Origin of the sequence: Pseudomonas sp. B15(2017) (genome assembly GCF_002113215.1) — a bacterium.
In the GTDB taxonomy this organism is placed as follows: Bacteria; Pseudomonadota; Gammaproteobacteria; order Pseudomonadales; family Pseudomonadaceae; genus Aquipseudomonas.
In genome coordinates this window covers 155,661-177,133 of the sequence record NZ_NEJZ01000015.1, presented here as the reverse complement: position 1 = coordinate 177,133, position 21,473 = coordinate 155,661, and the positions used below count along the sequence as shown (strand labels likewise).

Below are 21,473 nucleotides of genomic sequence, written 5' to 3'. Positions count from 1 at the left end.
CTCATTTTTTGCGTTAATGCCTGCCTCAGTCTTCAGTGCGATAACGTGCAGCCGCCTTACTCAACGACAAATTGGGCATGAGCTTCTGACGCGCAGCCTCATAGGCATCCAGATCGGCAATGTCCGGAAGCGCCGGAATGGTGACGAACTCGCCCTGATCGAGGCCGGACAGTGCCGCGTCCACCATGTCTTCCGCGCGCATCACGATGGCTTCCGGCAGATGCTCCAGCGGTGTGCCGGCCGCGCCCCAGAACTCGGTGGCCGTCGCGCCGGGCAGGACTGCCTGAACGCGCACATTCTTGTCCGCCAGTTCATGACGCAAGGATTGGCTGAACGCCAGAACGAAGGCCTTGGAGCCGCCGTAAACGCCGTTCAACAACTCCGGAGCAATGCTCACGATCGAGGCGATGTTGATCAGTGTGCCGCCGCCACGGGTGACAAACCCCGGAACAGCCGCGTAGGTCAGTCGCATCAGCACGTTCACGTTGAGCGTGAGCAAGTCTTCGAGTGTGTCGACGTTTGATTCCAGCAGTGGCTGAGTCGCGCCAATCCCGGCGTTGTTTACCAGCAGAGAAATGCTGGCATCGGTCTTCAGCCGCTCCTCGACCCGTGCCAGATCGGCACGGTCGGACAGGTCAGCGGCCAAGACTTCTATGTTGCGACCGGTTTCGTCACTCAGTCGTTTGGCGAGGGCATTGAGGCGTTCGCGATTTCGCGCGACCAGGATCAGGTCGTGGCCACGTCGGGCCAGGCGTTCAGCATAAACGGCACCGATGCCGGACGAGGCGCCGGTGATGAGGGCAGTACCGAGGCGGGATTGAGTCATGTCGAGTCTCCAGGTTGGTGGGAAGCACTGGACGACAGCATGCGACGGCTAGGCGATATCTCAAATGACGTATAAGGTAGTGATTCAGGACATTCGAGATAAAACCATGCATCGCATCGGCTATTTGCTCACTGACGGCTTTCAGGTGCTCTCGCTGGCAACCCAGGCTGTTTTCGAGTTCGCCAATCAGGTCGCCGAGGAGCCCTTCTACAGCGTCGAGAATTTCTCGCCGGACGGCGGCATGGTGCGATCCTCGCTGGGGCTGGCCCTGGAAACGCGTCCGCTTCAGGCGCCCGGGCTGGCCGATACGTGGATCGTTGTCGGGGTCAACGACCCCGTGAAAAACGAAACGCCCACGGCAGTGCTCGATTTCGTACGCAAGGCTGGCACGCAAGCCAGGCGCACCGTCGGTATCTGCACGGGCGGTTTCATCCTCGCCGAGGCAGGTTTGTTGAGCAGCCGACGTGCGACAACCCACTGGGCCTACGCCCAGACCTTGCAGAAGCGCCATCCCGAAATCAGCGTCGAAGTCGATCGCATCTATATCGTCGATGGCCCTTTCTGGACGTCAGCGGGCATGACCGCAGGCCTGGACCTTGCGGTCGGCATGGTGGAAAAGGATCTGGGGGCCGAGGTCGCCCGCTCGGTGGCACACAAACTGGTGATGCACCAGCACCGGTCCGGCGGGCAGTCGCAGCACTCGGAAATGCTCGACCTCGCGCCCAAGTCCGACCGTATCCAGAGCGCTCTGAACTATGCGCGAAAACATTTGAATCGCGCGCTCAGTGTCGAAGAACTGGCCGGCGTAGCACACCTGAGCCCGCGCCAATTCACCCGTATTTTTAGCGCGGAAACCGGTCAGTCGCCCGCCAAGGCCATCGAAGGCCTGCGATTGGAGGCCGCTCGTTTGATGATTGAACAGAGCCGGCATTCCCTCGATGTCATCGCCAGCGAATCGGGTTTTCGTGATCGCCGGCATATGCGTGAAGCCTTCATCCGAGGCTTCGGCGTGCCTCCGCAAGCGGTGCGGCGCGATGCTCGTCGGGTTGTGACGGAACTGCATTCCTGACAGGAATGCCCCCATAAAAAACATGAATTTTATTTAGGCCGCCCAATCTTTTAGCGTGGCCACTCCGCATATGGAGATGACGCTATGAATGATTCAAGCCTGCGCCTTTACGTCGATGCTCAATTCACCAGTCCCTACGCAATGTCGTGCTTTGTGGCCCTTCGAGAAAAGGGAATCGAGTTCGAAATGAGTACCCTGGATCTGGACAAACTGGAGAACCAGGCCAGCGATTACGCCCGTCTTTCGCTGACTCAACGGGTGCCCACCCTCGTGCGGGGCGACTTTGCGTTGTCGGAGTCATCGGCGATTACGGAATACCTGGAAGACGTGTTTCCCCAAATACCTGTTTACCCTGAGGCCCCACAGAAACGCGCAGCGGCGAGACAAGTTCAAGCGTGGCTTCGGAGTGATCTTCTACCGATCCGACAGGAGCGCTCTACGCTTGTCGTGTTCTACGGCGTCAAATACGGCCCGTTGTCAGCGTCGGCTGAGGCTGCCAGGCAAAAGTTGGTTGATGTCGCTCAATGGCTGCTGACCGACAATCCGGATTACCTTTTTGGTGAGTGGTCGATCGCCGATGTTGATCTGGCATTGATGCTGAACCGGTTGATACTCAACGGGGACACTGTGCCGGCTCAACTGGAGGATTACGCGCAGCGCCAGTGGCAACGCCCGACGGTGCAAGAGTGGGTCAAGCTGCAACGACCTCGAATCTAGGAAAAAACGGGGACTCAGTGAAAATGGAAATGGGGACAGATTTATTTTTTCAGAAAATAAATCTGTCCCCTTTTCTGTCCCCTTTTCTGTCCCTTTTTCTCCGAATTTCAATCAGATCACTCACCCCGCCTTCAACAAAATGATGCCGAGCCAGTTCGATCTTCGACGGTTCAAACTCGCTGCCGATCAGCACACCGCCGCCGCTGGAACGCCTGCGCACGCTGGTGCATGCGTTCATTCGTTCGGAGTGCGAGGAGGCGCAGATGCGTGGCGCGTTGAGTGATGCGGCGCCGCTTTATCGCGATGCGCCGCAGGCCCATGAAGTGCGGGCGGTGGGCAAGCGGATCTTTGCGACATTCATGGTGGAGTTGCTGCCCGGGGCCAGCGAAGCCATTCGCTCGCAAGCCTGCGATCTGATCCTGGCCACGCTCAGTTCGGTGGGAAAGGATTTTTCACTCAGCCCGCGCACCGACGAAGAAATCACCGCCCGCGCCGAGGGTATGGCGGACATGTTCAGTGCTTATGTGCTGACACTCGAAGCCCGTCGAAGCTGCTGATACGCCGCCACCAGTTGCGCTTGATTGAACGCCAGGTTGCGGCCGCTGGGATTGGGCAGAATCCAGACTCTAGCGCCGCCGAACATGTCCTCTTGCAGCCCCCATTCAATCGACTTCCTGCCGGATAAACCGGCGTACGCCGCCTTGCCGAGAAACGCCACGAAGCGTGGCGCGTAGCGGGCGATCTTGCGTTCGAAGCTGGCAGCGGCTGCGGTGAATTCCTCGGCAGACAGTTGATCCGCACTCGCTGTCGGCCGCTCGACCACGGCGGTCAGGCCGCAGTCAAATTGCAGAATCGAGCGGTCGTCTTCCGAACGCACTTCATGGGGCGTGAAACCGGCCAGGTGCAACGTGCGCCAGAAGCGGTTGCTGCGGCCGGCGAAGTGATGGCCCTGCTCTGCGGCCAATAACCCCGGATTGATTCCGCAGAACACCACGGACAAACCTTGAGTGAGGATGTCCTCAAGCCCGTTCAACCGCAGATCACCTTCACCGCATCGCGCGCCTGCCCCGCCAGTTCTTCGCGGGATTTACCGGCGCGGGCGCGGATCGAGATGCTGTGCAGCAGCGATGACGCGAGCATGGCTCGTGCGGCGGCATCCACATCGCCGGTCAGTTCGCCGGATTCAATCGCCCGTTGCAGGCGGGCTTCAAGATCGGCATCGAGCTGGCTCAAGCGCTGCGACAGCACGTTGCGGATTTCCGGGTCCTCGACCGCTTCGGTGGTCGCGGTGCCGATGGCGAAACAGCCGCGTGGCTGGCCGTCGCCGGAAAAATAGATCGCCAGTTGCCCTTCGTAAAAACCGGTCAGGGCCTGTTCCAGGGTCAGGCTGCTGTCGTTCAGCGCGGCCTGCATGGCGGCGTGGGCGGTGTCCCAATACTGATCGAGGGCCTTGATGTAAAGCGCGTGTTTGTCACCGAACGCGGCGTACAGGCTGGGGCGGTTCATGCCGGCGGCGCTGGCGATGCTGTCCAGTGACGCGCCGGAATAGCCTGTGTTCCAGAACACGCCAAGTGCCTGTTGCAGAGCGGTTTGCGGGTCATAGGCCCGTGGACGGCCACGGCCTTTTCCTTCTGTCGGTTTATTTTGTGCCATGTCGTACAAATTCCTTGCGGGGAAATGAAGTCGCTCATATTCTTACACCATCGCACAAAATTAAGGAATCAGAAATTCCTTGATCGGCAGGTTTGTTGTAACAGCGCTCGAACCGAGGCTGGCGACGACGAAACAGCGGCAACAGAGCACCCCTCCTGCACCGCGCACTGACTTGATGACGCACCGCATTCAACGCCGCCCAGCACTTTGGAGAGAGCCGTTCATGAATCAGCCATTAGATCTCACCGCAGAACAAGCCCGCGCTCACCCCGTCGACGCGCCGCCGAAGAAGCCACTCAAGCAGCATCTGCGCCCCGTATTGATGTTCGGCGTTCCGGCGCTTTTCGCCGCGATTGGCTACGGCCAGTACGTTGCCAACGAGCCGTTCGTTTCCACCGACAACGCCTATGCCCGCGTGGCCAAGGCCTCGATAAATGCGCGGATTTCCGGGCAAGTGGTCGAGATCGCGGTCGACGACAACCAGCCCGTGCGCAAAGGCCAGGTGCTGTTTCGCATCGATCCCAAGCCGTTGCAGATCGCCGTCGACCGGGCCGAAGCACAACTGGCCAATGCTCGCTTGCGCATCGATGGCCTCAAGGCCAGCTATCGCCAGCAGCAAGCCGAGCTGCAATCGGCGAAAGCTTCGACGGATTACGACCAGAAGGAGTTCGCCCGCAAGAAAGCCTTGATCGCCACCGAGTTCGTGTCGAAGGCTCTTTACGAGCGCGCCGAAACCGACCTGAAAGTCTCGCGCCAGCGCATCGCGTCCATCGAGCAACAGATCGCCAGCACCGTCGTCGCGTTGAACGGCAACCCGGACATTGCCCTCGACGATCACCCCACCGTGCGCGAGGCCAGGGCGCAACTCGACGAAGCGCAGTTGTATCTGTCCTACGCCACGGTCACCGCGCCGGACGACGGCATCGTCGCCAAGGTCGATGATTTGCAGGTGGGCAATTACGTCAACAACGGCGCACCGGCGTTCGCGCTGATTTCCGACCGGGAAATCTGGATCGAGGCGAATTTCCGCGAGACCCAGGTGACGCACATGCGCCCCGGCCAGACCGCGACCATCACCCTCGATACCTACCCGGATCGCCCGTTCAAGGCACACGTGATCAGCATGAGCCCCGGTGCCGGTGCCGACTTCGCGCTATTGCCGCCGGAGAACGCCACCGGCAACTGGGTCAAGGTCGTGCAGCGGGTACCGGTTCGTCTGGAACTGGACGAGGCCGATCCTGCCTTGCCGCTGTTCTCCGGCACCAGCGCCACGGTCAAGGTTGATACCGGGCACCGCACGCCATGGTGGCATCCGCTCAAGTCGTTGTTGTCTGCGGGTAATTCGTGATGAACAGCTCAACAGCCGATGCGCGGGCACTGCGGTTTGTCGCCCTGCTCGCCACCTATATGCAGTCAGCCAACCTGCCGTTGCCGAACGCCGCGCTGCGGTTGATTCAGGGCAGTCTGTCGATGACCGACGATCAGGCCGGATGGATTTTCACCGCTTATCTCGCGGCGAGCGCCATTACGATGCCCGTGGCGCAATGGCTCGCCGGACGCTTTGGATTGAAGCGGGTTTATCAGACAGCGCTGGTGCTGTTCGCCCTCGGTCTGTGGCTCGGCACGCTGGCCGGCGCGCCGCTGGAGTTCATCGCCGCACGCATTCTGCAAGGCCTGGCCAGCGGCGTGATTGCGCCGTTGTCGATGGCTATCGCTATGGAGTCATTGCCTGCTGAACACCGCCCGGCGTTCGGCCCGAAATGGACCGCGCTGGTGCTGTTCGGCATCGTCAGCGGCCCGAGCATCGGCGGCGTGATCTGCGAGTATTTCGACTGGCGCCCGATGTTCTACCTCAGCCTGCCGCTGACCGCGTACATCCTGATTGTGGTGTCGTTGCTGCTCGCCGAGAAGAAAGCAGACTCGCGCCCAGCGTTTGATTTCTTCGGTTTCGCCAGCTTCACGGTCGGCATGATCGGCCTGCAGATGCTGCTCGATCGCGGCGAACGGCTGGACTGGTTCGACTCGCCGGAAATCTGGATCGAAGCGCTCGCCAGCGCCCTCGGCCTGTACCTGTTCGTCGTCCATGCGCTGACCCGCAAGACCCACTTTCTCAGCAAGGGTTTGTTCGGCGACCGCAACTTCATGTTGTCGACCGTGATGTTCTTCGCCCTGGGTTTCGTGTTGCTGTCGACCATGGCGCTGACCTCGCCGATGCTCGATGAAATCCTCGGCTATCCGCCGGACACCACCGGGTTGCTGACCGTTCCCCGTGGCATCGGGCTGGTGGGTGCGTTTCTGTTGATGATGCGAGCGCCGGCATGGATTGACGCGCGACTGTTTGTCGCCGCCGGCATCGCGCTTGTGGTGTACGCCAACTGGCTGATGCTCGGTTATTCGCCGCTGATGGACTGGACGCCGGTGGCCGTCACCGGGTTCATCCAGGGCGTGGGGCTGGGCATTCTGATGCCGGCGCTTAGCAAGACCGCGTTCAGCACCATTGACCCCAAGCTGCGCCCGGAAGCCACCGGTTTCTTCAACCTGATGCGGGTCTACGGCAGCACCCTCGGCGTGGCCGTGGTGCAGATCTTTTTCTTCAACAACACCCAGGCGATGCACTCGGCGCTGGTGAGTCAGCTCACGCCTTATCGCCTGGCCATGCCGACGTCGTTGCCGGCGCTCGAAGGCCTCAACCATCTGGTCACCCATCAGGCGGCGTTCGTCGCGGTGATGGGCCAATTCAAGATTCTGATGCTGGCGATGCTCGTGGTGAGTCCGCTGGTGATGTTCCTGCGCAAGCCCGTTGCGGCCAACTGATGACGTGGAGTCTGAACCATGAAAGCTTCAATGCGCCTCACACCGCTGGCGATGCTGGTGATGTTGTCCGCTTGCACCGTCGGCCCAGATTTTCAACGGCCTGCCGAGAGCCCGTCGTTGCATTACGATCAAGCTGCCGAACAGCATTTCGCGATGGGCCAGCGACTCGACGGTGATTGGTGGTCAGCGTTTCGTTCACCAAAACTCGATCAGGTTGTGCGTCGCGCTATCGACGGCAATCTCGAACTGGCCGCCGCTGACGCGACTATTCGCCAGGCCGCTGCTTCGGTCGCGGCGGCGGAAGGTGTGCTTTATCCGCAGGTCGATTTCGGTGCCTCTGCCGGTCGCCAGCGTACGCACAACGGGCCGCAACCGGTGGTTTCCAATTTCTACGGGATCGGGCCACGGGTCGTGTTCGATCTGGACGTTTTTGGCGGCAACAAACGCACGATCGAACAGCAGCAAGCGCTGACCGATCTGCAAAAGCATCGTTACGAAGCAGCCTGGCTGACGTTGACCGGTGATGTCGCCAGCCAGGCTTTGCTGCTGGCCTCGGCCAACGCGCAGATCAACGCCGTGGAAACCCTGCTGGCCAACGACGCGAAAAACCTCGATCTGGTGCGCCGGGCACAGGCAAGCGGCAGCACCACGCAAATCGACGTGTCGCTGGCCGAAACCCGCCTTGCTCAGGATCGCACGTTGCTGCCGCCCCTCGCCCAGCAGCGCGATGCAGCGCGTCATGCGTTGTCGATTCTGGCCGGCAAAGGTCCGGCGGACTGGATTGCGCCGGACTTCAGTCTCGACGAGTTCGCCCTGCCGTCGAACATTCCGGTCAGCCTGCCGTCGACCATGGCCCACACCCGGCCGGACATCCTGCAAGCCGAATCCGAACTGCACTTCGCCAGCGCGGCGGTGGGTGTCGCGACCGCCAATCTTTACCCGCATGTCGAGCTGTCGGCCTCGCTGATGCAAGCCGCGTCGGGCAATGGCGGTGCCGCGCTCTGGGGATTTGCCGCCGGGCTGACGGCGCCGATCTTCAATGGCGGCACGCTCAAGGCTGAACGCGAAGGCGCCGTCGAAGGCTACAACGCGTCGCTCGCCCGCTATCAACAAACGGTGATTCAGTCCTTCGGCCAGGTTGCGGACACCTTGCAGGCGCTCAACCACGGCGCCGAGCAAAACCTGGCGCAGGACGATGCCCTGCGCGCCGCCGACGCGAGCCTGCGCCTCAATCGCCAGGCCTACGCCCAGGGCGAAAACAGCCTGCTGCAGGTGCTGGAAGCCGAACGCGCCTATCAGCAAGCCTTGCTCGGACAGATTCAAGTGAAGACCGCGCGTTATCTCGACTCGGTGCGCCTGTTCGTGGCGCTGGGTGGCAACTCGGTGGGTGTGCTTGATCAGAAACTCGCCGCCCGCAAGACCTCATCCCTTCTTTAACGGCAAATACCGGAGACACGACATGACTTACGAAGCCTTTCACGATGAACTTCGCGACACCCGCATAGCGTTGAACAACGGTGCTGGTTCGATGCCGGCCGTGGGGTTCGGCACGCTGTTTCGCGACTTGAGCACCACTACCGAAGCAGTCAAATGCGCGCTGGAAGTGGGCTTTCGCCACTTCGACTGCGCCGAGCGCTATCGCAACGAAACGCAGATTGGCGAAGCCTTTGCGCAGGTGTTTGCGGCGGGCCAGATCCGTCGCGAAGACGTGTTTGTCACCACCAAACTGTGGAACACCAACCACCGCCCCGAGCGGGTCAAACCGGCGTTCGAAGCCAGTTGCCAGCGGCTGCAGGTCAACTATCTCGACTGCTACCTGATCCACACGCCGTTCGCCTTCCAGCCCGGCGACGATCAGGACCCACGGGATGTGTTCGGGCACGTGATCTACGATGGCGAAACCCGTTTGATCGACACCTGGCGTGCCCTCGAAGCGCTGGTGGATGACGGTCGCTGCAAGTCCATCGGGCTTTCCGACATCACCCTCGACGCGCTGAAGGACATCGTCGCCGCCGCGCGAATCAAACCGGCGGTGGTGCAGATCGAATCCCATCCGTACCTGCCCGAGTGGGAGATGCTGGAGTTCTGCAAGGAACACGGCATCATCCTGCTCGCCTTCGCCCCGCTGGGCCATGGCATGGAGCCGAATGTGCTTGAGGATTCGGTGCTCACCGGGATCGCCCGGCACGTACAGAAAACCCCGGCGCAAGTGGCCCTGGCCTGGGCGGTGCAGCGGGGAACGGCGTTCCTGACGACCTCGGCGAACCCGAGCCGGATTCAGGAAAACTTCGATATCACGACGTTGCCGCACCGGGCGATGCGCGAGATCAGGGAAGAGATCACGACGCGAATCCGCTTCAACTCGGTGGTCGAGACGGGCGTACCCGGTTTCATTCCCCGCAAAAAGTGACCATGGCGAAGGGGCGGTCTACTGTGAGGTCGCCCCTATATTCTTTCCACCTGCCTGTTGAGACGACACCGATGGACGTTTTCCAGAGCATGCGTTTCTTCATCGCCGTCGCCCAAAGCGGCAGCTTCACTGCCGCGGCCGAGTTGCTGGACACCAACACCACCAACGTCTCCAAAGCCATCTCCGCCCTCGAAGCGCGTCTGCACACCCGGCTTATCAACCGCACCACCCGGCGTCTGGCCCTGACCGAGGCCGGCATGCGTTATCTGGAGCGCTGCGAAAAAATCCTCGATGACGTGCGCGAAGCCGACGAAGAAGCCGGCACCGCCCAGACCTTGCCCGTTGGCCGCTTGAAAATTCACACCATGTCGGCCATCGGCAACCACTACGTGATCGACGCCATCGCCCGCTATCGGGAAATTCACCCCACGGTGATGTTCGACCTGACCCTGACCAACCGCGTCCCGGACCTGCTCGAAGAAGGCTTCGACATGTCCATCGTGCTGGCCCGCGACCTGCCGGATTCCGGCTTCGTCGCGCAACGTCTGGGCATCACCTACAGCATCCTCTGCGCCTCGCCCGCCTACGTGGCAAAACGCGGATTGCCGCAAACACCGGGTGAGCTTTGCGAGCACGAGTGTCTGCGCATCGTCAACACGGTAATGCCGGTGGAGAACTGGACTTTCGAAGGGCCCGAAGGCATGGAAACCATCACCATTCCCGTGTCGCCCTTTCACATCAACACCGCCGACGGCATGACCATCGCGATCGGAAAAGGCATGGGCATCGGCATTCAGCCGATCGCATCGGCCGTGGATGGCCTGAGGGCGGGAACACTGGTGCGGGTGCTGCCGGAATACCGGCTGGAGGAGTTGAACCTGTTTGCGATCTATCCGTCGCGCAAGTTCGTCGATGCGAAGATCAAGACCTGGGTTGAGTTTCTGAAGCAGTCGATCCCGCAGTTACTGGCATCGGATGAAGACGTGGTTGGAGCGAAAGCGGTTTGAGCGTGGCAAGTATGGAGTGTCGACCCTCCATCCTCTGCACCTGACTCAACTGGAACAGCCAGTGCCCATCACCTGATATTGCAGAACGTGGCGCTCGCCATGGGAATCTTCGTAGGTCATCTGCACCGGCACCGGGGCGCATTCGTTGGCCGGTTCGGTAATGGAGATGACGTGCTCGATATCCAGATTTGTCGAAGAACTGTAGGTCTCGACCGGGATATTCGCCGCGTCCGCGTTATCGGCGTAAGCGTGTGCACCGAAACTGCCAAGCATTAAAACCAGCGCGATTTTCTTGAAGCTCATGATGTTCACCGTCTCGTTGAGGACCGTGTTTGTTCACGGGTTGGAGACGATGCTAAGGGTTGGGGTGGCGAGGAAATATCGGCGGGTTGGACAAACACTGTTGCTGGATTTCGTATGAATCGGATCAAGCCTGCAAAACCGCCTTCAACGTCATCCATCGACCGTCCAGGTTGACGCACGCCCACCCGAATGTTCAGATGCCGCCCTGTTTCAGGTGTCCCATGCCGCCGTGCATGGGGTGAAACGGGAAACCGGTACGTTCTTTTCGAACAAGTCCGGTGCTGCCCCCGCAACGGTAGGCGCGTGATGCTTTCGACACACCACTGTGGCCAGTCGGCCATGGGAAGGTGAAAGCGTCCAGACGCGCGAGCCCGGAGACCGGCCTGAAATGCTTTTGGCAAACTCCTGCGGTGGGCGGGCATGGGCCGGTGTCGGCGTGTGCGCGATGCCTTCTCCTGCATGCTCTTCTGCGAAGATCCTTTCGAGAAGACGATGATCAAACCTTTCAACACTCCGGCTCCATCCCTGTTGTTCGGCTGTCTGTTCAGCCCCCTGTTGCTGGCGGATGACACGCCGCTCGAACTCCATCAGCAAATCGTTTCCGCGCCGTCCGTGGAGTCCACCACGGTGGCCGACATGGCGCAGTTCGGCAGCAAGGTCGAGATTGTCACCCGTGAGCAGATTGAGCGCGCGGGCCCCAGCGCCGATGTCAGCCGCGTGATGCAGATGTTCATTCCCGGTCTGTACGTCGCGCCGAAAAACGGCCCGTTCGACTACGGCACTTATTCCCTGCTGGGCGGGCGCAACGACGACACGCTGATCCTGCTCGACGGCGTGCGTCTGAACAATCGCCTGTACGGCGGTTTGTACCTCGACACTTTGCCGGCCAATGCCATCGAACGCATCGAAGTGCTGAAGGGTGGACAAAGCCTGTTGTTCGGTACGCAAGCGGTGTCGGGCGTGATCAACATCGTCACCCGCAGCCCGCACAGCCGCAAAGCCTCCGGTGAAGTGAACATGGGCCTGGACACCTACGGCGGCACCACCGGTGATGCGCGGGCCGAGAACATTTTCAGCAACGGTTTTGGCGATCTGGGCTTGCTGGCCTATGTCAGCCATAACGTCTCGGACGGCTATCAGCCGTTTCGTAATCGCGACCTGAAAAACGTCTCCGAAAAGAAACGCGCCTATGAAGTCACAACGTTCGGCGGCAAGGCGATTCAGTCCTTCGGCGATGACAAACGACTGGAGCTGTTCTACCAATACGCCGACGCCAACCTCGATTTCGCCCGCCCGGTGGACAACCACAAGACCACCAACGACCGCGTCCAGCAGATCGCCACGGCGACCTTCGAACAGACTCTCAACGAGCGCCTGAGCTACTTCGTCAAAGGTCATATCAACGACTGGGACACCCGCTACACGCGCATCAACAACACCGCCAATGGCGGCACCCGAACCATCAATCACAACGACTACTGGGGCTTCACCGACTGGGGCGTACAGGCCGAAGGCAAGGCGCAATTGCCCGGCGGGCACATACTGGTGTTCGGCACGGACAACCAGTGGTTCAAAGGTCAGGACGATGTGCTGATCATCGATAACGACAAGGCCGAAGCTCACGCGCTGTATACCCAATTGCGCCCGCAGATTGACTCCCTGCCCGACTGGCACCCGAGCATCGGCATTCGTCACGAAGCCATGGGCGGTGGCGACAGCGCCACGGTCGGCATGCTCACTTCGCTGTATGACCTCAATGAAAACTGGGCCCTGCGCGGGCAGTACGGCACGGCCTACAAACTGCCGAACGCCGAGCAATTGTTCGTCAACGAGCCCGGTGATGAGTTGGGCAACCGTAATCTGAAACCGGAGAAAAGCCGCAACGCCGAACTCGGTCTGGATTACAAAGGCCTGCTGCTCGACCGCGAGTTCAGCGCCAGCGTCACCCTGTTCAAACGCAAGATCGATGACCTGATCACCCTCGACGACATCCAGTGGGTCAACGGCCAGGGCCGGGTGCAGATGCGCGGTTTCGAGGCGGACGCCAGACTGGCGCTCAACGAGCAATGGAGCCTGCAGGCCGACATGACCCGCAACCTCACCGAGTCGCGCTCGGGAGTAACGCTGAACGATGTGCCAAGCTTTTTCGCCCGCTCACGCATTGGCTACGAGTCGGTCGACCGGATGTGGGGCGCCGGCGGTGCGATCCGCTATATCCGCGACGTGATCAGCTCGAAACAGATCGAATACGGCCATTATTCGGTGGTGGACGCCGATGCTTATCGCTACCTCGACGGCGCCCATCAGCATCGCCTGAGTCTGTTGGTGGAGAACCTGTTGGACCGCGACTACGTCACCAGTCGCTCGAACAACGTCGACAACCTCGGGCGGCCGTTCACCTCCGAAGTCCGCTACACGTACCGCTTCTGATGACTGACATCATCACTACCGACGGCATTGATTCGCATCCGGACTGGTCGCAGGTGCCCGAGCATGCGCGCCATGTGTTCCTTTGCACCGGCCCGCGCTGCACCCAGCGCGGCGCCTTGCAGTTATGGAAAACCCTGCGCCGGCACCTGCTGGCGCATGACCGCATAGAAACGCCGGGCGGCGTTCTGCTGACCCGCACCCATTGTCAGTTCCCGTGCAATCTGGGGCCGATTGTGACGGTGTATCCGGAGAAGTGCTGGTACGGCGTGCGCAGTCACGCGGATGCCCAACGACTGGTTGAGGGGCATCTGGTGGGCGATGAAGTGGTCGAGGATTTGTTGATCAGGGCGCGCTCATGAGAAGACTCGTTTTTTTGGGCGCCCTGCTCTGCGCGTGCCCGGTCTGGGGCGACAGTTACCGCAACTGCGGCGAGACCTGGAACGCGCCGGCCGCGCCACCGTCGCGGATCGTCGCCCTCAATCAGCACGCCGCCGATCTGGTGCTGGCATTGGGTGCAGGCCCGGCGCTGGCGGGCGTCGCCTATCTGGACGACACCGGCGCACCGCAGTCCGAATATTTCGGCGTGCCAGTCATTGCGCCCCGCTACCCCTCGAGCGAAGTGTTGTACGCGCAGAAGCCGGATCTGGTGATCGGCGGGTTCGCCTCGGCCTTCGGCAACGGCGTGACGTCACGCAGCGGGTTGTGGCGCAACGGTGTGGCGTCCTATCTGCTGGAGTCAGCGTGCAACGGGCATTCGCTGGACTACTTCGAACACATCCGCAACGACCTCTCGACCCTTGGCGCGCTGCTGCACAAGCAGTCGCGTGCGCGCGAGCTGAGCGATAAGCTGGACGCCGATCTGAATCGTGCGAGAGCACTGGCCGGCTCGGACAAACCGCTCTCGGTGTTCTATCTGGACAATGAGGTCAACGGCCTCGACAGCGAGGGTCGACGGGGTTTCGTCACCCCGCTGCTGGCTGCTGCCGGCGCGCGAAATCTGTTCGCCGATATCAACCAGTACCGGGTAACCGTGAGCCGCGAAACCCTGCTCTCCAGCGATCCGGACGTGATCCTGCTGGCCGACGCGCAATGGTCGCCGGCCAGTCGCAAGCGTCACTTGCTCGGGCAGGATCCGGTGTTGTCGACCCTGCGGGCGGTACGCGAGAAAAGGATGATCGACATTCCCTTCACTGACCTGCTGCCCACGGTGGACAGCGGTCGTGTGGCCCTGGATTTGGCGCAGCAGTTCAAAGCAATTCGGGCGACCGAGACCGATCATTGACCACATCAATAACAACCATTAATTCAATGAAGTTCTCATATCGAGTCCAAAGCGTAGGATCTGCTCCACACCAACCCACTGCACACGGAGTACAGAACCATGAAACGCCAGACCCTCTTTGGTATCGCCTTCTCGCTCTTCGCCCTGAATGCTTTTGCAGCGACTGAAACCGACCCGCTGTTCAGCGATGCGGTTGCCTCAGCGACTCAGACCGATCCGCTGTTTAGTGACGCCGTCGCCGCGACCGAAACAGATCCGCTGTTCAGTGATGCGGTTGCCGAAGGTGGTTCTGACCGTCTGATCGAACGTCGTAACGTCTGAATGCAAGGTTCTACCGCAGTACTCGACAAAAGCCCGGCCTTATCCGCCGGGCTTTTTCATATGTAGAGAGATTTATTTTTCAATCAAAGGCGCCATTGAGCACCTCATAAATCAGCCCGGTGGCCAGTGCGACCAGGATCAGATCGGTGCCGACCTGCTGCCATTCGTAGCCGTCGTAGTGCGGCAGCCTGCCGACCAGTCGACCATCAAGCTTCTTCGCAATACCGGGCGGCAGCGTTTTGCCCCGGGCCAGGTTTTTCTGGATGCCGGGCGGCAACGCCGGGCCCGGCGTCCAGTAGCCGCGATAGCCGTCCACGATGCCGATCACCCCGGCGTGGTCGATACTCGGTCCATGCCCCTGATAGCCGCCCCCGCCTTTTTTCCCCTGATTGCCATGATCCTGGCTGTTATGCGGATTGCCTTTGCCCTGCCCCTTTCCGTTGCCAGGATCGGCCAGCGCTGTCAGCGAACTGCTCAGCACTGCAATACAGGTCGTGGTCGCAATCAATGTGCGTAAACCGGACATCGGTCGTTCCTTGAATGGACGGGTGTCTGTGGATTCTAGTCAGTTTTTTTACAGGCATGCTGAGACGGCCCTGTCATCGGGGTTCTGGGACGACTTTCAGCCGAAGGGGGGCAGATTTCAGCTTCATATCCTTGGGCAAATCCGACGCCGTGGCACTGCCGGGAGAAAATTCGCCATCGAATAGCCTTCATTGATTGAGGCTTTTGTCTACGCTCTGCGTTAGCCAACCAAACCGAGGACATCTGTGGCTGACCGCGAGCAACTCCATCGAAACGGTTACGTGCTGCTGCGCCAGGCAATTGCGCCAGCATGGCTGGACACTCTGCGTGCAGTCTTCGATGCAGGCGTGAAACCTTCCGGTGAATGGCCCGTGCCCCGTGGCATCGACTGGCGCCATTCGCAGCTGGACACTGACGCCACCGTTCAGGCCGTGTGCCGATTGCCACCCTTGCTGGCGGTGGTCGGCGAGTTGATCGGCGAGCGCTTCTTCCTCTCTCAGGTCGAGGGCCGCGAACCGCTTATCCATGGCGGCCACCAGCAGCTGCACCGCGACTTGTCGGCGCAACGCCCCGGCGACACGATCAATGCGCTGGTGTACCTCGACGCTTACGGCCCGGAAAACGGTGCAACCCGCATCGTCCCCGGCAGCCACCGCCCTGCCCTCAGCGACCTTCCGTTCAACTTCACGGACGAATCCCGATCCGTACAACTGACGGGCAGCGCGGGCGATATCCTGATCTTCGATGCCGACCTGATCCACGCCGGCAGCCTGAACTCCAGTGGCGCACGCCGTCGTACCCTGTTGATCACCTTTTTTTCCGAATCGCTCTACGCCACACACCTGGAAACGGTGAACCTCAGAAACATACGAATGGACACGTCTGAGCGGCTCGATCCGACGGACTTTGCGTTCGCGATTGCGGGATCATTCATTTGACTTGATTGCCTGAGGCAACTATATAGTTGCCTCAGGCAAACAAATGAGCGTCCACCATGTCCACGATCAACGACCGCGCCGACATCGTCCGGCAGTTCAACCGCTTCTACACCCACCAGATCGGCGTGTTGCAGGAACACTTGCTGCAAAGCGAGTACTCGCTCACCGAGTTGCGCATCCTCTACGAACTCGCGTCCCAGGGCGATCTGACCAGCACCGACCTGCGCCAGATGCTCGGCCTCGACGCGGGCTACATGAGCCGGCTCATCAGCGGTTTTGACAAAAAAGGCCTGATCCAGAAGGCCCCCTCCGCCACCGACGCCCGCGCCAGTCAGTTACACATCACCGACCTCGGCCGCGAGATCCTCGCGCCGCTGGAGCAAGCCTCGCGGCAAGAAGTCATTACTCTGCTCGAACGCCTGTCCGAACCGCAGCAACTGCAACTGATCGCATCGATGAAGCAGATCCAGACGCTACTCGAGGGCGGCCAGTCAACGACCTACCTGCTGCGCGATCCGCAACCCGGTGACATGGGGCTGGTGGTGCATCAGCAAACCGCGATCTACAGCCGTGAATACGGCTGGAATTCGGAGTTCGAAGCGCTGGTGTCAGAGGTCGTCGCCAAGTACCTGCGCGAATTCGACCCCACGGTCGAGCGCTGCTGGATCGCGGAGAAGGACGGCAAGGTGGTGGGTTCGGTATTCGTCATCCGCCACGACCAAACCACCGCGAAACTGCGCATGCTCTACGTGGATGCCAGTGCGCGGGGTTTGGGGATCGGTAATCGCCTGGTCGAGGAATGCCTGCGGTTCGCCCGGGATGTCGGCTACAAAAAGATGATTCTGTGGACCACCAGCAATCTGGTGGATGCCCGCCGGTTGTATCAGCGGGCGGGGTTTGAGCTGGTCGAGGAAGAGCCGATTCACAGCTTCGGCAAGGATTTGGTGAGCCAGACGTGGGCGATTGAGTTGTGAAGCTTGGGCCCGCAGTGAGTTGACGTAGTCAACGCTGACCGAAGCTGCTGTGGCAGCGATCGGCCAGAGTACACGTCGCCGATGGTGGCCAGATCCAATTTCCAGACGCTCGATGGCAGGACGCTGTGTTCGGCGTCGGTATGAACATCGGCTCAGCCGGCGCAGATCGCCCTACTCGCCTTGGGCACCCACCACGTCGATTCGAGTGATTCCGACCAGACCCGCCTGCTCGATTATCTCGTCGGGTGTGGAGTCTGCATCAGGCATGATCAGGCTGTTCTCGCCATCCCCGAAATGTAACTGCAACAAGTGCATGGCCGCGTCCTGAATGGGTAATTCAGGCTGCTTCAGTTCAAGCTGATGGGTACGGGGCTGGTCGTTGAACAGGTACGTGATCGTGTAATTGCGCATGGATGACTCCCTCAGAATAGTAATCGGCACCTATCCTGACTGAGTGGTCAGCTTATAGTTCAAGTAAATGCGGTTCATGAATTTCGATCCAGTCACCTGTTCTGATCAGCCTCGCGACAAGGACTTCAGACGCTCCACCAGAGCGGCCTCGAAAATGATGTACAACCTCTCGGCATCGCCGACACGCAAAGCTCCGCCGGTTTCCAGTCCCAGCACGAATCCATCCGCCCGCGCCCCAGCCTTGACAGCAATGATCATCGAATCTGCCCGGACAATCTGCGCCAGCAGTCGATCCGCTTCACGCTGAATCTTCTCGCCCAACACTACGCCTTCCACATCCCCACCCAAATACCTTTAATTCGACATCCAATAAACGACGCCGATAACCGATGAAACCCAAATGATGGGTCAGGATCGCTCAACCCGCAACAACAGCACACATTGCCCTTGGGACCACAGGTTGCCCGGTGATCTACGACGTGTAATAGAACCCCCTCCAGAAAGGACGGTCTGCTCTTTCATGACCTCTCGCAAGGAACTCCAATGTCCGCGCAGCGCAATCTGGTAATACTCGCCCGGGGTGGATACGCCTCTCGCGGAGTGCTCTATTTGATCATCGGTATATTCGCGTTAATGGCAGCCCATGACTCAACAAAACCGAAAGACAGTCACAAGAGCCTTGAGGCTTTGCTGAGCCAACCGTTCGGCTATTTTCTGGTGGGCGTTGTGGTGGCGGGTCTGCTTGCATTTTCGGCCTGGCGTGTCCTGCAAGCCGTACGCGATGTCGATCATCACGGCACGCAATTCAAGGGTCTGGTGATTCGTGCAGGCCTGTTTGCAGGAGGTTTGGTCAACGGTGCTCTAGCGTTTTTTGCGTTGGGCCTGCTCGTGAGCGGCACCCGAAATTCGAGCCATTCAGGCGAGCAGACCAAAGATTGGCTGGCGCACCTTCTGTCGTGGGAACACTCGAATTTATTGTTGTATCTGATCGCTCTCATACCACTGGGCGTTGGCGTTGCTCACATCATCAAAGGATGGAAGGCCTCGTTCGAGAAGTATTTTGAGGCCGACGAAGAGGTCATGCGCTATGTCCGTCCGGTGTCACAATTCGGCCTGATGGCCCGTGGAGTCGTGTTTATGGAAATTGCTTTGCTGCTGGCAGTGAGCGGTTCCGCTTATCAAGCCATGGACCCACCAGGCATGAAGGAAGCGCTGGACGCACTCCAGAACCTACCCGCCGGATGGCTCGTCTTGATGGTGATGGCCCTGGGGCTGATTGCCTTCTCGGTTTACAGTTTCTCTGAAGCGTGTTGGCGCAAGATAAATATGGATGTGCCAGGCGTAGCCAAATGAAAAGCCCGGCATTGAGGTAAGCCATGCGCACCGTTCATATTGCTAAGATGCAACCGGCCGCATCCATCCGCGCCTGACTTTTCGGCTGGATCCCCCGCCTGAAACCGTTACCGTTCCCCATCCGGAACAAGGAACCCAAGCGCAATGTCCATCGCCGACAACCTCCTCGCCTTCACCCTCGCCGCCACGCTGCTGACGCTGACACCCGGCCTCGACACCGCGCTGGTGCTGCGCACCGCCACCGTCGAAGGCAAGCAACAGGCCTTGCGCGCAGCGTTGGGTATCAACGCCGGTTGCCTGTTGTGGGGCGCGGCGGTGGCGTTTGGGTTGGGGGCGTTGATTGCGGTGTCGGAGCTGGCCTACAACCTGTTGAAGTATTGCGGCGCAGCGTATCTGGCGTGGCTGGGGTTGAACATGCTGCTGCGCCCTCGCCGTTCGCTGGCACCGGCCGAGGCCGACGGCAAGCCGGGGGCGAACTGGTTTTTCAAGGGCATGCTGGGGAATGTGCTGAATCCGAAGATCGGGATTTTCTACGTGTCGTTTCTGCCACAGTTCATTGCGCAAGGTCAGCCGCTGGTACCGTGGACGTTCGGGCTGGTGAGCATTCATGTGGTGCTCGGGCTGATCTGGTCGCAGGTGTTGATTGGCGCGACGCAGCCGCTGTCCGGGTTTCTGCGCCGTGAGAAAGTGATTCGCTGGATGGATCGCACCACCGGGGTGATTTTCGTGTTGTTTGCCGCGCGGTTGGCGTTCAGCAAGCGTTGAAGTGCCCACGCTAAACAAACCTTCGGTCGAGACCTGCCACTACACCAAAATCAAGGCTTGCCCATCACATATGGATATCCGTATATTCGGCCAACCATATGTACTCAAGGCGTCGCCATGCTCAACCCCGCCTCCGTTTTCAAATGCCTCGCCGACGAAACCCGCGCCCGGGCCACGCTGCTGATCACCCGAGAAGGTGAGTTGTGTGTCTGCGAACTGGTCTGCGCGCTGGACGACAGTCAGCCGAAAATCTCCCGCCATCTCGCACAACTGCGCACCTGCGGTTTGTTGCTGGATCGCCGTCAGGGCCAGTGGGTTTACTACCGGCTCAACCCCGACCTGCCGACATGGATTCGCACGCTGCTTGAAACCACACTCGCCGCCAATAGCGCCTGGCTGGAAGAAAACAGCGCCCGCCTCGACGCCATGGGCGACCGTCCGCTCAATACATCCGCCTGCTGCTGAGGATCAATCATGCGCGTTCTATTCATGTGCACCGCCAACAGCTGCCGCAGCATTCTGTCGGAGGCAATGTTCAACCACCTGGCGCCGGCCGGTTTCGAAGCGGTCAGTGCCGGCAGTTTCCCCAAGGGCCAGGTGCTGCCGCGCAGTCTGACTACGTTGCAGGCAGCCGGCATTTCCATCGCCGGGTTGAGCAGCAAGGGCAACGAGGCCTTCGAAGACAATCCGCCGGACATCGTCATCACCGTCTGCGACAAGGCCGCCGGTGAAGCCTGTCCGGTGTACTTCGGCCCGGCCCTGAAAGCCCATTGGGGGCTGGAAGATCCGTCGGACGTGCGCGGTGATGAGCGCACCATCGACGCTGCTTTCCGCGCCACCCTCGCCCGAATCGAAACCCGCTGCCGGGCCTTCCTCGCCCTGCCCTTCGCCCAACTTGACCGTGATGCCCTCAAGCGCGAGCTCGACCGCATCAGCACGCTGTAACCGGAGCCGACATGACCGACCTGCCCAACCTCGATCCCTCACTGGTTCAGAAAACCACTCGTGACGAAGGCGCCCACAAGCCGCGCATCCTGTTGCTGTACGGCTCGACTCGCCCGCGCTCCTTCAGCCGTTTGCTGGTCGAAGAAGCCGCCCGCCTGCTGGAGCACTTCGGTGCCGAGACGCGAATCTTCAACCCTTCGGGCCTGCCGCTGCCGGACGATGCGCCGGGCGATCACCCGAAAGTCCAGGAACTGCTCGAACTGATGCAATGGTCGGAAGGCCAGGTCTGGTGCTCGCCGGAACGTCACGGCGCCATGTCGGCGGTGTTCAAGGCGCAGATCGACTGGGTGCCGCTGGCACTTGGCGCGGTGCGTCCGACCCAAGGAAAGACCCTGGCGGTGATGCAGGTCTGCGGCGGTTCGCAATCCTTCAACGTGGTCAATCAACTGCGCGTGCTGGGCCGCTGGATGCGCATGTTCACCATCCCCAATCAATCGTCGGTGCCCAAGGCTTATCTGGAATTCGATGAAGGCAACCGCATGAAGCCTTCGGCGCTGTACGACCGGGTGGTGGACGTGATGGAAGAGTTGGTGAAATTCACGCTGTTGCTGCGAGATCGCCCGGATCTGGTGGATCGCTACTCGGAGCGCAAGGAATCGGCAGAAGAGTTGATGCAGCGGGTCAATCAGCGGTCGATCTGATGACCAGACCTCACAATAAAAAACCGGTG

General features: G+C 60.3%; 25 protein-coding genes, 2 pseudogenes and 1 riboswitch. Of the genes and pseudogenes, 19 read left to right on the top strand and 8 right to left on the bottom strand.

Features of this window, described 5'->3' with window-relative positions:
• Positions 1-25: 25 nt before the first annotated feature.
• Positions 26-826, bottom strand: a complete 801-nt coding sequence (locus CAF73_RS21470) for an SDR family oxidoreductase (RefSeq protein WP_085703771.1) — start codon at positions 824-826, stop codon at positions 26-28.
• A gap of 106 nt (positions 827-932) precedes the next feature.
• Between CAF73_RS21470 and CAF73_RS21465 the strand changes: the two genes are divergently transcribed.
• Positions 933-1,895: a GlxA family transcriptional regulator gene (locus CAF73_RS21465; protein WP_085703770.1), complete on the top strand. Its 963-nt coding sequence runs from the start codon at positions 933-935 to the stop codon at positions 1,893-1,895.
• Between the two features lie 84 nt (positions 1,896-1,979).
• Entirely contained in the window at positions 1,980-2,612 is a 633-nt protein-coding gene (yfcF, locus tag CAF73_RS21460) for a glutathione transferase (protein WP_085703769.1), read from the top strand.
• Between the two features lie 100 nt (positions 2,613-2,712).
• Here yfcF and CAF73_RS30525 read toward each other — a convergent pair.
• Positions 2,713-2,823, bottom strand: a pseudogene (locus tag CAF73_RS30525) (O-methyltransferase); the annotation flags it as partial.
• On the opposite strand from CAF73_RS30525, the pseudogene CAF73_RS21455 reads away from it, so the two are divergent.
• Positions 2,810-3,169, top strand: a pseudogene (locus tag CAF73_RS21455) (TetR/AcrR family transcriptional regulator); the annotation flags it as partial. The pseudogenes CAF73_RS30525 and CAF73_RS21455 overlap by 14 nt on opposite strands.
• On the opposite strand, the gene mug reads toward CAF73_RS21455, so the two are convergent.
• The gene (gene mug / locus CAF73_RS21450) at positions 3,133-3,645 is read right to left on the bottom strand and encodes a G/U mismatch-specific DNA glycosylase (protein WP_085703768.1); all 513 of its coding nucleotides are present in this window, start codon (positions 3,643-3,645) and stop codon (positions 3,133-3,135) included. The pseudogene CAF73_RS21455 and the gene mug sit on opposite strands and share 37 nt — an antisense overlap.
• A complete protein-coding gene (locus tag CAF73_RS21445; protein ID WP_085700272.1) occupies positions 3,642-4,265 on the bottom strand; it encodes a TetR/AcrR family transcriptional regulator in 624 nt (207 codons plus the stop codon). The genes mug and CAF73_RS21445 overlap by 4 nt, the downstream gene beginning before the upstream one ends.
• A gap of 223 nt (positions 4,266-4,488) precedes the next feature.
• Between CAF73_RS21445 and CAF73_RS21440 the strand changes: the two genes are divergently transcribed.
• From CAF73_RS21440 to CAF73_RS21420, 5 genes are all read left to right on the top strand, one after another.
• Positions 4,489-5,613, top strand: coding sequence for an HlyD family secretion protein (locus tag CAF73_RS21440; RefSeq protein ID WP_085703767.1), 1,125 nt, complete (start codon positions 4,489-4,491; stop codon positions 5,611-5,613).
• Positions 5,613-7,079, top strand: coding sequence for a DHA2 family efflux MFS transporter permease subunit (locus CAF73_RS21435; protein ID WP_085703766.1), 1,467 nt, complete (start codon positions 5,613-5,615; stop codon positions 7,077-7,079). The genes CAF73_RS21440 and CAF73_RS21435 overlap by 1 nt, the downstream gene beginning before the upstream one ends.
• Positions 7,080-7,097: 18 nt before the next feature.
• Positions 7,098-8,516 carry an efflux transporter outer membrane subunit gene (locus CAF73_RS21430; protein ID WP_085703765.1) on the top strand — a complete coding sequence of 473 codons (1,419 nt, stop codon included), beginning with the start codon at positions 7,098-7,100 and terminating at the stop codon, positions 8,514-8,516.
• Between the two features lie 22 nt (positions 8,517-8,538).
• Complete coding sequence (locus tag CAF73_RS21425) at positions 8,539-9,489, top strand: aldo/keto reductase (RefSeq protein ID WP_085700276.1); 951 nt, start codon at positions 8,539-8,541, stop codon at positions 9,487-9,489.
• Between the two features lie 71 nt (positions 9,490-9,560).
• The gene (locus CAF73_RS21420; RefSeq protein WP_085703764.1) at positions 9,561-10,496 is read left to right on the top strand and encodes a LysR family transcriptional regulator; all 936 of its coding nucleotides are present in this window, start codon (positions 9,561-9,563) and stop codon (positions 10,494-10,496) included.
• A gap of 45 nt (positions 10,497-10,541) precedes the next feature.
• Here the strand turns inward: CAF73_RS21420 and CAF73_RS21415 are convergent, their stop codons facing one another.
• Positions 10,542-10,799 (bottom strand): DUF2790 domain-containing protein, encoded by a 258-nt coding sequence (locus CAF73_RS21415; RefSeq protein WP_085703763.1) that lies wholly within the window; start codon positions 10,797-10,799, stop codon positions 10,542-10,544.
• 195 nt (positions 10,800-10,994) lie between these two features.
• A riboswitch (cobalamin riboswitch) is annotated at positions 10,995-11,201 on the top strand.
• Between the two features lie 90 nt (positions 11,202-11,291).
• Here CAF73_RS21415 and CAF73_RS21410 point away from each other — a divergent pair.
• From CAF73_RS21410 to CAF73_RS21395, 4 genes are all read left to right on the top strand, one after another.
• On the top strand, positions 11,292-13,229 hold the full coding sequence (locus CAF73_RS21410; protein WP_085703778.1) for a TonB-dependent siderophore receptor: 1,938 nt from the start codon (positions 11,292-11,294) through the stop codon (positions 13,227-13,229).
• Entirely contained in the window at positions 13,229-13,588 is a 360-nt protein-coding gene (locus tag CAF73_RS21405) for a ferredoxin (RefSeq protein WP_085703762.1), read from the top strand. The genes CAF73_RS21410 and CAF73_RS21405 overlap by 1 nt, the downstream gene beginning before the upstream one ends.
• A complete protein-coding gene (locus CAF73_RS21400) occupies positions 13,585-14,511 on the top strand; it encodes an ABC transporter substrate-binding protein (protein ID WP_085703761.1) in 927 nt (308 codons plus the stop codon). The genes CAF73_RS21405 and CAF73_RS21400 overlap by 4 nt, the downstream gene beginning before the upstream one ends.
• A gap of 99 nt (positions 14,512-14,610) precedes the next feature.
• Positions 14,611-14,832, top strand: coding sequence for a hypothetical protein (locus CAF73_RS21395; protein ID WP_085703760.1), 222 nt, complete (start codon positions 14,611-14,613; stop codon positions 14,830-14,832).
• A gap of 79 nt (positions 14,833-14,911) precedes the next feature.
• Here the strand turns inward: CAF73_RS21395 and CAF73_RS21390 are convergent, their stop codons facing one another.
• Positions 14,912-15,358 carry an anti-virulence regulator CigR family protein gene (locus CAF73_RS21390; RefSeq protein WP_085703759.1) on the bottom strand — a complete coding sequence of 149 codons (447 nt, stop codon included), beginning with the start codon at positions 15,356-15,358 and terminating at the stop codon, positions 14,912-14,914.
• Positions 15,359-15,602: 244 nt separating this feature from the next.
• Between CAF73_RS21390 and CAF73_RS21385 the strand changes: the two genes are divergently transcribed.
• A complete protein-coding gene (locus CAF73_RS21385) occupies positions 15,603-16,295 on the top strand; it encodes a phytanoyl-CoA dioxygenase family protein (RefSeq protein ID WP_085703758.1) in 693 nt (230 codons plus the stop codon).
• Positions 16,296-16,351: 56 nt separating this feature from the next.
• Positions 16,352-17,269, top strand: coding sequence for a helix-turn-helix domain-containing GNAT family N-acetyltransferase (locus tag CAF73_RS21380; RefSeq protein WP_085703757.1), 918 nt, complete (start codon positions 16,352-16,354; stop codon positions 17,267-17,269).
• 171 nt (positions 17,270-17,440) lie between these two features.
• Here CAF73_RS21380 and CAF73_RS21375 read toward each other — a convergent pair whose 3' ends face one another.
• Positions 17,441-17,680: a hypothetical protein gene (locus CAF73_RS21375; protein ID WP_085700288.1), complete on the bottom strand. Its 240-nt coding sequence runs from the start codon at positions 17,678-17,680 to the stop codon at positions 17,441-17,443.
• A gap of 105 nt (positions 17,681-17,785) precedes the next feature.
• Positions 17,786-18,016, bottom strand: a complete 231-nt coding sequence (locus tag CAF73_RS21370) for a hypothetical protein (protein WP_085700289.1) — start codon at positions 18,014-18,016, stop codon at positions 17,786-17,788.
• Positions 18,017-18,223: 207 nt separating this feature from the next.
• Between CAF73_RS21370 and CAF73_RS21365 the strand changes: the two genes are divergently transcribed.
• From CAF73_RS21365 to arsH, 5 genes are all read left to right on the top strand, one after another.
• Positions 18,224-19,033 carry a DUF1206 domain-containing protein gene (locus tag CAF73_RS21365; protein WP_085703756.1) on the top strand — a complete coding sequence of 270 codons (810 nt, stop codon included), beginning with the start codon at positions 18,224-18,226 and terminating at the stop codon, positions 19,031-19,033.
• A 144-nt stretch (positions 19,034-19,177) separates the two neighbouring features.
• Complete coding sequence (locus CAF73_RS21360) at positions 19,178-19,798, top strand: LysE family translocator (protein WP_085703755.1); 621 nt, start codon at positions 19,178-19,180, stop codon at positions 19,796-19,798.
• Positions 19,799-19,915: 117 nt separating this feature from the next.
• Entirely contained in the window at positions 19,916-20,263 is a 348-nt protein-coding gene (locus tag CAF73_RS21355; protein WP_085703754.1) for a metalloregulator ArsR/SmtB family transcription factor, read from the top strand.
• 9 nt (positions 20,264-20,272) lie between these two features.
• Positions 20,273-20,743 carry an arsenate reductase ArsC gene (locus CAF73_RS21350; protein ID WP_085700293.1) on the top strand — a complete coding sequence of 157 codons (471 nt, stop codon included), beginning with the start codon at positions 20,273-20,275 and terminating at the stop codon, positions 20,741-20,743.
• A gap of 11 nt (positions 20,744-20,754) precedes the next feature.
• A complete protein-coding gene (arsH, locus tag CAF73_RS21345) occupies positions 20,755-21,444 on the top strand; it encodes an arsenical resistance protein ArsH (RefSeq protein ID WP_085703753.1) in 690 nt (229 codons plus the stop codon).
• Positions 21,445-21,473 lie beyond the last annotated feature (29 nt).

Excerpts from the sequence above, each read along its gene's own strand:
- CAF73_RS21430 (WP_085703765.1), top strand. The coding sequence starts at position 7,098 with ATGAAAGCTTCAATGCGCCTCACACCGCTGGCGATGCTGGTGATGTTG.
- CAF73_RS21415 (WP_085703763.1), bottom strand. The coding sequence starts at position 10,799 with ATGAGCTTCAAGAAAATCGCGCTGGTTTTAATGCTTGGCAGTTTCGGT.
- CAF73_RS21390 (WP_085703759.1), bottom strand. The coding sequence starts at position 15,358 with ATGTCCGGTTTACGCACATTGATTGCGACCACGACCTGTATTGCAGTG.
- CAF73_RS21395 (WP_085703760.1), top strand. The coding sequence starts at position 14,611 with ATGAAACGCCAGACCCTCTTTGGTATCGCCTTCTCGCTCTTCGCCCTG.
- CAF73_RS21440 (WP_085703767.1), top strand. The coding sequence starts at position 4,489 with ATGAATCAGCCATTAGATCTCACCGCAGAACAAGCCCGCGCTCACCCC.
- CAF73_RS21355 (WP_085703754.1), top strand. The coding sequence starts at position 19,916 with ATGCTCAACCCCGCCTCCGTTTTCAAATGCCTCGCCGACGAAACCCGC.
- CAF73_RS21420 (WP_085703764.1), top strand. The coding sequence starts at position 9,561 with ATGGACGTTTTCCAGAGCATGCGTTTCTTCATCGCCGTCGCCCAAAGC.
- CAF73_RS21470 (WP_085703771.1), bottom strand. The coding sequence starts at position 826 with ATGACTCAATCCCGCCTCGGTACTGCCCTCATCACCGGCGCCTCGTCC.
- CAF73_RS21435 (WP_085703766.1), top strand. The coding sequence starts at position 5,613 with ATGAACAGCTCAACAGCCGATGCGCGGGCACTGCGGTTTGTCGCCCTG.
- CAF73_RS21425 (WP_085700276.1), top strand. The coding sequence starts at position 8,539 with ATGACTTACGAAGCCTTTCACGATGAACTTCGCGACACCCGCATAGCG.
- CAF73_RS21405 (WP_085703762.1), top strand. The coding sequence starts at position 13,229 with ATGACTGACATCATCACTACCGACGGCATTGATTCGCATCCGGACTGG.
- CAF73_RS21360 (WP_085703755.1), top strand. The coding sequence starts at position 19,178 with ATGTCCATCGCCGACAACCTCCTCGCCTTCACCCTCGCCGCCACGCTG.
- yfcF (WP_085703769.1), top strand. The coding sequence starts at position 1,980 with ATGAATGATTCAAGCCTGCGCCTTTACGTCGATGCTCAATTCACCAGT.
- CAF73_RS21410 (WP_085703778.1), top strand. The coding sequence starts at position 11,292 with ATGATCAAACCTTTCAACACTCCGGCTCCATCCCTGTTGTTCGGCTGT.
- CAF73_RS21380 (WP_085703757.1), top strand. The coding sequence starts at position 16,352 with ATGTCCACGATCAACGACCGCGCCGACATCGTCCGGCAGTTCAACCGC.
- CAF73_RS21350 (WP_085700293.1), top strand. The coding sequence starts at position 20,273 with ATGCGCGTTCTATTCATGTGCACCGCCAACAGCTGCCGCAGCATTCTG.
- CAF73_RS21375 (WP_085700288.1), bottom strand. The coding sequence starts at position 17,680 with ATGCGCAATTACACGATCACGTACCTGTTCAACGACCAGCCCCGTACC.
- CAF73_RS21445 (WP_085700272.1), bottom strand. The coding sequence starts at position 4,265 with ATGGCACAAAATAAACCGACAGAAGGAAAAGGCCGTGGCCGTCCACGG.
- CAF73_RS21365 (WP_085703756.1), top strand. The coding sequence starts at position 18,224 with ATGTCCGCGCAGCGCAATCTGGTAATACTCGCCCGGGGTGGATACGCC.
- CAF73_RS21400 (WP_085703761.1), top strand. The coding sequence starts at position 13,585 with ATGAGAAGACTCGTTTTTTTGGGCGCCCTGCTCTGCGCGTGCCCGGTC.
- arsH (WP_085703753.1), top strand. The coding sequence starts at position 20,755 with ATGACCGACCTGCCCAACCTCGATCCCTCACTGGTTCAGAAAACCACT.
- CAF73_RS21465 (WP_085703770.1), top strand. The coding sequence starts at position 933 with ATGCATCGCATCGGCTATTTGCTCACTGACGGCTTTCAGGTGCTCTCG.